We start from the raw sequence: 9,026 nt of genomic DNA, 5'->3' as shown, positions 1-9,026 counted from the left end.
CGCAGACCGAATTAATGTACAATTAAATCAGCAACAAGTAGCATGATTTCTGTTTTTAAAAATACATTTTAGAAATTCTGTAGGATTCTGTATTTTTAAAAAGAGCAATTATGAAATTGACTCAAATTGTAAATAGATAATGTTATAAATATATATTTTTTGTCAAATATTCCTAGAAATTATTGACATTTCACTAAATTCATTGGTACGATTAGGCTGATACTAAAGTACTACTTTTAGAAATACATATAATTTTCAGTATCAATCCCGAGAATTATAGCATAATGGCCTTAACACTAACGGCTCTTCGTTAGTGATATATTTCTATGCAAATGATATAGGGATTGGGTACTAGTTATTAATAACTATACACAAGCTTTACTATGTAATGAATTGTTCTTTTGCGTTCAACGTAATATGTCGAAAAGGTGGATTTTATCCATGAATATAGCAAAAAAAGCTGTCATTTATTCCAGTATTTTGATTGTCATTAGCATTTTGGTAATCGCTAGCTTCATGTTTTTAGGAGATTTTTCATTTCCTAAGGGTTCACAAGTGGCGGGTATTGATGTTGAGGGATTAAAGGTTGATGAAGCGAAAGAAGTCTTGCAAAAAGAAATAAATGATTGGCAGAATCAGCCTTCGATGGTGGCTGTCAGTGAACATGAAGAATTAGAAATTCCACGGGCAATGTTCCAATTTGATATTGAAAAGTCGTTAAAGAATCTGAAGGAAAAAGTACAAGAAAATTGGTTGCCGTTTATCAAACGGAAGAACATACATATTCCATTAGAGTTAACTCTAGCTGCTGATGATAGGTTTAAGGATTGGCCAACCTATATAGATGTGCCGACAACCATGAAGAAAGCTACAACATTAGCGGAGAATTTACAAGAAGCACCGGTTGCAATCGTTTATAAGGATGAAGGAGAGCCATTTTTACATACAGTTGTAGATACTTCTGTTGAATTACCAAATGGACTGTCTTCTAAAAAAGTAGAGATGATTGTCGAGTCGATCAATGGTCAAACAATCAAACCAAAGGAATCCTTTTCTATACTTGGAACATTTCCAACGCTATCGAGTGATAGTCAACAAGAGGTGAATTTTGTTGCGTCAAACCTTTATGCTTTAGTGTTACAAACGAATCTAACCGTATTGGAGCGTCATGCACAAGAAGTTATCCCTGCATACTTAGAGCCGGGGATGGATGTGAATATTAATACGAGGAAGGAAAAAGACTTAGTGCTCTACAATCCGAACGATAACACATACACACTTACAATAAGTCAAGACGGCGACCAGCTTAAATTATCGATTAATGCTTTAACTGATGAGTCTACATTAGGCTATCGAGTAGCAAGGATAAAACGAGTGGAGCCTAGAACGATCTATCGTTATAGTAAAGACCTTAGATTTGGTGAAAGCACGATTATTCAAGAAGGAGAAGCGGGGTTAGAAGTAGCAGTATACCGTAATGATGCTAGGGAGGAAGAGCTTATTAGTAGAGATTTCTATCCTCCTGTTCCGAAAATTGTCGTCGTACCATTTGAAGATGAAATCTCAGAAATGAATCGAGCGGCAGACGAAATGCTATTAAATAGTACTGTTCGAGAAGATGATATTTCATCAAGTGATGAGCAACAAGAAAGGAATCACAACGATGACTCTGTTAGGGAAAGGTTAACACAATGGGATAATCCTAAAGCTATGGAGGACTTTATTCAGTTTGTCATTCTATTCTGTGATCTGCCCATTACAGATATTGATTTAGCAGAAGAGGATATCGAAGAAGCGATTATCGAATGTATCGAGAAAATGGATGCGGAGGAGCTACATCTATTAAGCTTCTTATGGAATGTATGGAATCTAGCAGGTCCATTCGAATTCCAATTGGAGCAATCTGAAGAAATGGAAGCAGATAACCAATCGAATAATGTGAAATAGACAGAAGCTAGGGGTGTTAATTTTGGTGAGAAAGCGATTAGGAGATTTACTTGTAGGTGCAGAATTAATCACGGAAGAACAATTAGCTGCCACATTAGCAGATAAATCACCAGATGAAAAACTCGGTGATGCTCTATTACGTGAAGGCTATATTACAGAACAGCAATTACTAGATGTTTTAAAATACCAGCTTAACATTCCACAAGTAGATCTTTATCAATATGCAATTGATAAGGAAGTGGTTCAGCTAGTACCAAAGGAGCTAGCTAAGCGACATAATCTGATGCCTATTCGTGTGGAGGGGAATAAACTCTTCGTAGCGATGGCAGATCCTATGGACTATTTTGCTATTGAGGAGCTTCGCATTGCAACGGGCCTGCAAATTAATCCAGGTATTGCAACGAAAGATTCTATCTTTCGGACGATTACGAAGTACTATGACCTTCAAGAATCGATTGAAGAAGTGATGGGGGATTATGCTCCGGAAGAATCAATTGATGAGACGGGAATAACGGATGAGGATTCTCCAATTGTACGATTAGTAAATCAGGTGATAGCTAATGCGGTAGCACAAAAGGCAAGTGATATCCACTTTGACCCACAAGAGAGAGAGTTAAGGGTTCGCTATCGTGTGGATGGTGTTTTACGTACGGAACGGTCCTTGCCAAAATATATGCAAGGCATGCTAATCGCACGTATTAAAATCATTAGTACTTTGAATATTACAGAAAACCGTATCCCACAAGATGGACGTGTGAAAATAACCATTCAGGACCGATCAGTAGATATTCGTGTTTCGACACTACCGTCTATTTATGGGGAAAAAGTGGTTATGCGTATTTTAGATTTAGGTACAAACTTAAATGATGTGGACAAGCTAGGATTTACTGAACATAATCTTGTCACATTTAAAAGCATGATCGAGAAGCCGAATGGCATTGTTCTCATAACGGGTCCAACAGGTTCAGGGAAATCCTCGACACTATATGCGGCATTGAACCGGTTGAATCGAGAAGAAGTGAACATTATTACGATTGAAGACCCAGTGGAATATCAATTAGAAGGTATTAATCAAGTGCAGGTGAGGGAAGAAATCGGGATGACCTTTGCAAGTGGATTACGGTCTATTCTTCGCCAAGATCCTGATATCGTCATGATCGGGGAGATACGTGATGTTGAAACAGCACAAATAGCTGTACGTGCATCCTTAACAGGACATCTAGTATTGAGTACACTTCACACGAATAGCGCTGTCGATGCTTTAAGCCGATTAATGGATATGGGGGTAGAACCGTTTCTATTATCCTCTTCATTAAATGGAATAGTGGCTCAACGTTTAGTAAGAAAAATATGTCCTGATTGCAGTGAAAAGGTAGGCCCAACAGAGCGAGAACTAAAAATGTTTTCAAATGCCAATTTAGTAGTATCTGAGGTTACTAGAGGTAAGGGATGCTCTAGCTGTGGGATGACTGGATACCGTGGTAGGGTTGCGATTCATGAGGTACTACCAATCGATGAAATGATTCGTAATCTCATCGTAAATACAGGAACAAGAAGAGAAATCCTTTCGTATGTCAGGAAGAAAGAAATGAAGTTTCTATTGGATGATGGTCTTCTAAAAGTGTCACAAGGATTGACGACTACGGAAGAGGTATTACGGGTCGTGTCATCAGATTAGGAGGAAGATTAATGTACATGATTGAAGAATTGCTCAAACTAGCGCATATCCAACAAGCTTCTGACTTACACATAACGGCAAATTCTCCTCCGGTATATAGAGTTCATGGAAAGCTTATCCGACATGGTGAAGAAGCCCTATCGAATACAGATACAGAAAGTTTAGCAAGGCAGCTTTTATCTGAAGCAGAATGGAAACGATTGATGGAAGTCGGGGAGATGGATAGTTCTTTTAGCTTGGAGAATGTATCTAGATTTCGGATCAATGTGTATCATCAGCTTGGAAACATAAGCATCGTGGCGAGGGTAATCCCAAAAGATATCCCGTCGCTTGAAAAACTACAAATGCCAGTAGTATTACAGCAATTAGCTTCAAAGCCAAATGGGTTAATACTAGTGACCGGTCCAACTGGTTCTGGTAAGTCCACAACATTGGCAGCAATGATTAATTACATAAACGAATCCATTGCAAAGCATATTATTACGCTAGAAGACCCAATTGAGTTTGTACACGAACATAAGAAGTCGATTATAAACCAACGTGAGGTTGGTAAGGATACGGAAAGCTTTGCTAATGGGTTGCGAGCAGCATTAAGACAGGATCCGGATATTATTTTAGTTGGAGAAATGCGTGATCATACAACAATCTCTACAGCGCTAACAGCTGCAGAAACAGGGCATTTAGTATTAGCGACCCTCCATACCAATAGTGCTGCACAGACGATTAATAGAATCATAGATGTATTCCCGCCGCACCAACAAGCACAAATTAGAATTCAGTTGGCATCCGTTTTAGCGGGAGTTATTTCGCAGCGATTACTATCAAAACAAGATGGCTTAGGGAGGGTAGCTGCAACAGAGATTCTAGTAAATTTACCTTCTGTAGCTAATTTGATTCGAAATGAGAAGGTCGATCAAATAACCAATGTGTTACAAACCAATCGTTCAGTTGGCATGCACACGTTAGAAATGTCTATTAAAGACCTGTTACAAAAAGGGTTAGTAAAATTGGATGATGTTAGTGATTTTCTTTCAGGTGTAGGTGATTACTAATGCCAATGTATAAATATGTCGGCAGAACGCCTAATGGATTATTAAAGAAGGGTACGATAGAAAGTGCATCCAAATCCCAGGCTATTATTGCCATAAAAGAAAAAGGGATTAGTCCTCGTGAGATTACCGAAACGAAAGCAACCCTACTAAATAGGGATATATCCATTGGCGGAAATTCCGTTAAAACCCAGGATTTTGTTATTTACTGTAGGCAATTTGCTACATTAATTCGAGCAGGAATTTCAATAGTAGAAGCAACTAATATTTTGGCGCTTCAAACAGAAAGTAAAGGTTTAAAAAAGGCTCTATTCCGTGTAGAAGCAGACCTTAAGGAAGGAAAGGCTTTCTCGGATGCTGCAGAGAAACAATCCAAATTCTTTCCACCTTTATTCATCAATATGATACGAGCTGGAGAGGCAACTGGTAATATTGATGAAACATTAGATCGTCTTGCCGTTTACTTTGAGAAGCAAAATAATCTTAAGAAAAAGGTTCAATCTACATTAGCTTATCCTGCTGTATTATTAGTGGTTATTATTGCTGTGGTCATTTTCTTAATGGTATCGATTGTACCTACACTAACCGCAACATTTGCTAGTTTCGGTGGAGAGTTACCAGCTATAACCCTATTAGTTGTTGCAATGAGTGAATTTATTCAAAGCTCATGGTGGCTTGGGCTGTTAGTCCTTGCTCTTTTTATCGGGATATTCGCATTCCTATATAGAAGTAATCAACGGTTTCAATACGCTACACATGTAGTATTGTTTAGACTACCTATATTTGGCAAGTTATTACAAAAGTCAGTAATTGCACGAATGACAAGAACCTTATCCTCCTTAGTGTCTAGTTCTGTTCCTATTTTACAGGCGTTGACGATAGTGGAGAGGGTAGTCGGAAATCCAGTAATTGGTCAGGTGATACTTGCTTCCCGTGACAGTTTAGAACAGGGGAGAGCATTATCAGAACCACTGAAGAGGAGCTGGGTATTTCCTCCACTCGTAACCCAAATGATTGCGATTGGAGAACGAACTGGTCAGCTTGATTTCATGCTAGCAAAAGTTGCTGATTTCTATGAGGAAGATGTTGACCGTACCGTTGATACATTGAAGTCTCTCATTGAACCGATAATGATTGTAATCCTAGCCTTTGTTGTAGGATTTATTGTCATTGCCATTATGGTTCCAATGTTCTCGATATATACCGAGATGTAAGAGAGTTTATTCTAAATGGGAGGTGAATCAATCGATTATTTGCAGTGGAATTTTATGCTTAAACGTATAAACAATATAAATTTGGAGGGGAAAGAAATATGAAAAAATTATTAAAACGATTAAAGCAAGACGAAAGAGGTTTAACATTAGTTGAGTTATTAGCAGTTATTGTTATTTTAGGAATCGTTGGTGTCATCGCATTTGTGGCGATTGGTAATGTTATTGAGAATTCTAAGAAGGATGCACATATCGCAAACGCACAACAAGTTATCTCAGCAGTAGAATTGGAAGAAGCTAGTGGTAATACTTTAGACGGATCTAAAGATGCTAGTGAAATTGATTCTGTTGGTGAGTTAACAGATCCTTGGGATACTAGTAATGGAAGTTATAATTTTAAAGTTGGAAGAAGTGCTACAGGCGAAGATATTGTAATTTCATCCACTCAAAGTGAATGTTCATTCACTAATGCAACAAAAAGCGATTTAATAGAACATGGTAGAGATGCTTGTGGAAAAACGTTCCCTATAACTAATAGCGAAGAATAATTGTAGAAATCCAGGGTACCAATTTTTTGTGAAAATTAAAGCCAAATAAATAATAACAAAACTCCAGCTCCGGAAATATTACATAGCGCTCAGTAGACGCAGGCTCGATCTAGGGAATTTGAAAGGATTCTCTTGTTCTGCAGAAGTTTATGCATATTTCCGGAGCAGGAATTATCTATTATATAGTCAGAAATCTAGTGTTCTGGCCTTTGATAATCACCTAGTTCTTTTTACAATTTTACAACCCTAACGTTGTGAAATTATAAAAGGAACTAGTAGTAGAACTTAATTTTCCTATTTAGGATGGTGAGCAGGATGTTCGGTAAACCAAATAAAATAATTAACATCGTGATAGAAGACTATGTCATTCGTTTAGTGGAAACCAATAACTCTAATATTTCTTCTATTAAAGTAATACATGAAAAGCCGATTCCTAGTGGCTTGATTGAGAGTGGGAAAATTATGGATGAAATCGGATTTTTTGAGTTTATGAAAAATCTGGTGAAAGAACTTGGAATAAAGAATCGTCATGTGCGATTTTTTGTGCCCAATCCCCTTGTCATTATGCGACAAGTTGAAATTCCGCCTGATTTAAGGAATAAGGACATCACGGAATATTTTCGAGTTGAAATTGGGAAATCGATTCATCTACCCTTTAAAGATCCTGTATTTGATGTTCATTATCTACCTTTTCAGGATTACTTTGATACCAATGAAGAGGAAGTGTTGACCGGGACATTCTTCGCTGCTCCTCGCGATGAGATGATGAAGTACACAGAAATTTTTGATGATGCATCCTTAAAGCCGATTAATGCTGATGTAGAAGCACTTGGAGTATATCGTTACTTTCATCATGTCAATCGTATAGACCGTGATAAAGTGTATTTATTTATAAAATTGGATGTTACATCATTTAATATTAGTATTTTTAAAAGACATCAATTGGAGTTTCTACGCTATCAGAACCTAGATTTGCATTTGAATCATGCAAGCATAGATGAGGGAAGCACTCGTCTGAACTGGGAATACCAAGAAAGTGATGAGCAGGTAGAGGATATGATAGAGAATCAAGTGATTGAATTAGAGCGCATTATGAACTTCTACCAATTTTCTATGAAAAAAGGGGAAGAGAAGATAGATGAATTGATTATTATAGGGGATAATCCATATTTACCAGTATTCTATCAAAAAGTGAATGATCGCTTCGAAATACCGACGAATAGGTTAAAAGGAGTCGTCTCGCAGAAGTCAGATAAGGAAATTGAACCACAATTTATTCCCGCACTCGGTTTAGCGCTTAAAGGAGGGGCATAGATGCTTCCCGAAGTAGATTTATTACCTAAAATAGAAAGGCAGAATTCTGCATTATACCTATTATTTGTTAGTGGATTATTGTTATTTTTACTATTGCTTCTCGTTTTTATCTATTCGTTTTTTACTACGAAACATGCGTTAGGAGAAATCGAGCAGAATTTAGCAGAAGTAAACGAGGAAAAAACGATGCTACTGGAGCAAGTTACGAGTCTAAAGGAAAGCAATGATAAGGATACATATGGACAGGCAATGGCGTATGCGGAGCACCAGATCATACCAACTTCTCGGTTTATTGATGAATTAATAGCCTTACTTCCAGAAAGTGGCTATTTAAGTAGCTATACTTATAACTATCAATCCGTGACAATTGAAACACAACTGGAGACAATGAGTGATGTGGCTGCATATTTTTCAGAGCTAAATGCCTCGCCATTTATTACAGATGTGAAAGTCAATCAAATGAATACCTTTGACATAACCTCTTATCAAGATAGAACAGATATGTATGAGTTAATCCCACGGTACACAGTAAATTATACGATTGATGTTGACCAACGATATATGAAAGAGGAGGTAGAAGGAAATGAATAGCTTATTTCATGAAAATAAACAATCATTTCTTCTACTATTAGCGTTATTATTTATCTTATTGACTGTAGTCTATTTCTTTTTCTATTTACCTATGGATCAGGAATTGAAATCAAAAGAGAATAATATGGAACTTGTAGAAAAGGAAGTTTCTACTCTGCAATCAGAAGTGATGAAGCTAGAAGAAGGAAATCAAGCTGGGGTAGAGCCATATATGCAAGCGGAAAAATTACCACAGGATCCCGAATTAGAGAAGCTTATTCTTACTCTACAGGAGATTGAATTTATTAGTGATAGTAGAATAGACAATATTAACTTTACTTATGGTGGAAGTGAACCGCTGCGAACAGATGTGGAGGATGAAGTTGAATCTGAATCTGAACCTGAAAATCAAGATGAGGAACAAGAGGGATTGGAGCAAGTAGAAAGCGTTATGGATTTTGCAAACAAGCCAGATAATGTAGAAGTCATATCTGTCAGTATGGCTGTAAATTCACCTGACTATGAGCACTTCCAACTATTTCTAAACCAGATTGAAAAACAAGAACGGTTTATGACGGTAAGCTCGCTTCATTTTCAAAAACCAGCAGAAAGAGAATTACTTTTAGAAGGAGATTCTTTTCAAACAATCACAGCAAATGTAACGATTACGACATTTTACTATCAGGACTAATCATTTGGTAGTGTGCTT

8 protein-coding genes are annotated in these 9,026 nt (G+C 37.2%); all 8 read left to right on the top strand.

What is annotated here, in order from left to right; translation table 11 throughout:
• The first annotated feature begins 441 nt into the window (after window positions 1–441).
• The 8 genes from AAIB49_RS13700 to AAIB49_RS13665 all read left to right on the top strand — a co-directional run bounded on the left by AAIB49_RS13700 (window position 442) and on the right by AAIB49_RS13665 (window position 9,008).
• Window positions 442–1,947, top strand: coding sequence for a VanW family protein (locus AAIB49_RS13700; RefSeq protein WP_343458342.1), 1,506 nt, complete (start codon window positions 442–444; stop codon window positions 1,945–1,947).
• Window positions 1,948–1,969: 22 nt separating this feature from the next.
• Window positions 1,970–3,625, top strand: coding sequence for a GspE/PulE family protein (locus tag AAIB49_RS13695; protein ID WP_343458341.1), 1,656 nt, complete (start codon window positions 1,970–1,972; stop codon window positions 3,623–3,625).
• Between the two features lie 11 nt (window positions 3,626–3,636).
• Window positions 3,637–4,677 carry a type IV pilus twitching motility protein PilT gene (locus AAIB49_RS13690; protein WP_339214314.1) on the top strand — a complete coding sequence of 347 codons (1,041 nt, stop codon included), beginning with the start codon at window positions 3,637–3,639 and terminating at the stop codon, window positions 4,675–4,677.
• Window positions 4,677–5,888, top strand: coding sequence for a type II secretion system F family protein (locus AAIB49_RS13685; protein ID WP_339214316.1), 1,212 nt, complete (start codon window positions 4,677–4,679; stop codon window positions 5,886–5,888). The genes AAIB49_RS13690 and AAIB49_RS13685 overlap by 1 nt, the downstream gene beginning before the upstream one ends.
• A 98-nt stretch (window positions 5,889–5,986) precedes the next feature.
• Complete coding sequence (locus tag AAIB49_RS13680; RefSeq protein WP_343458340.1) at window positions 5,987–6,433, top strand: type II secretion system protein; 447 nt, start codon at window positions 5,987–5,989, stop codon at window positions 6,431–6,433.
• Between the two features lie 315 nt (window positions 6,434–6,748).
• Complete coding sequence (pilM, locus tag AAIB49_RS13675) at window positions 6,749–7,747, top strand: type IV pilus biogenesis protein PilM (protein ID WP_343458339.1); 999 nt, start codon at window positions 6,749–6,751, stop codon at window positions 7,745–7,747.
• A complete protein-coding gene (locus AAIB49_RS13670; protein ID WP_343458338.1) occupies window positions 7,748–8,338 on the top strand; it encodes a PilN domain-containing protein in 591 nt (196 codons plus the stop codon).
• Window positions 8,331–9,008, top strand: coding sequence for a hypothetical protein (locus AAIB49_RS13665; protein ID WP_343458337.1), 678 nt, complete (start codon window positions 8,331–8,333; stop codon window positions 9,006–9,008). The genes AAIB49_RS13670 and AAIB49_RS13665 overlap by 8 nt, the downstream gene beginning before the upstream one ends.
• Window positions 9,009–9,026: the final 18 nt, after the last annotated feature.

Origin of the sequence: Ornithinibacillus proteolyticus, from assembly GCF_039581225.1 — a bacterium.
Classification (GTDB): domain Bacteria; phylum Bacillota; class Bacilli; order Bacillales; family Amphibacillaceae; genus Ornithinibacillus; species Ornithinibacillus massiliensis.
The sequence above is the reverse complement of the archived record's forward strand: the minus strand, read 5'-3'. Positions and strand labels throughout refer to the sequence as shown.

Coding starts and splice junctions, on each gene's coding strand:
- AAIB49_RS13680 (WP_343458340.1), top strand. CDS start 5,987: ATGAAAAAATTATTAAAACGATTAAAGCAAGACGAAAGAGGTTTAACA.
- AAIB49_RS13690 (WP_339214314.1), top strand. CDS start 3,637: ATGTACATGATTGAAGAATTGCTCAAACTAGCGCATATCCAACAAGCT.
- AAIB49_RS13670 (WP_343458338.1), top strand. CDS start 7,748: ATGCTTCCCGAAGTAGATTTATTACCTAAAATAGAAAGGCAGAATTCT.
- AAIB49_RS13685 (WP_339214316.1), top strand. CDS start 4,677: ATGCCAATGTATAAATATGTCGGCAGAACGCCTAATGGATTATTAAAG.
- AAIB49_RS13700 (WP_343458342.1), top strand. CDS start 442: ATGAATATAGCAAAAAAAGCTGTCATTTATTCCAGTATTTTGATTGTC.
- AAIB49_RS13665 (WP_343458337.1), top strand. CDS start 8,331: ATGAATAGCTTATTTCATGAAAATAAACAATCATTTCTTCTACTATTA.
- pilM (WP_343458339.1), top strand. CDS start 6,749: ATGTTCGGTAAACCAAATAAAATAATTAACATCGTGATAGAAGACTAT.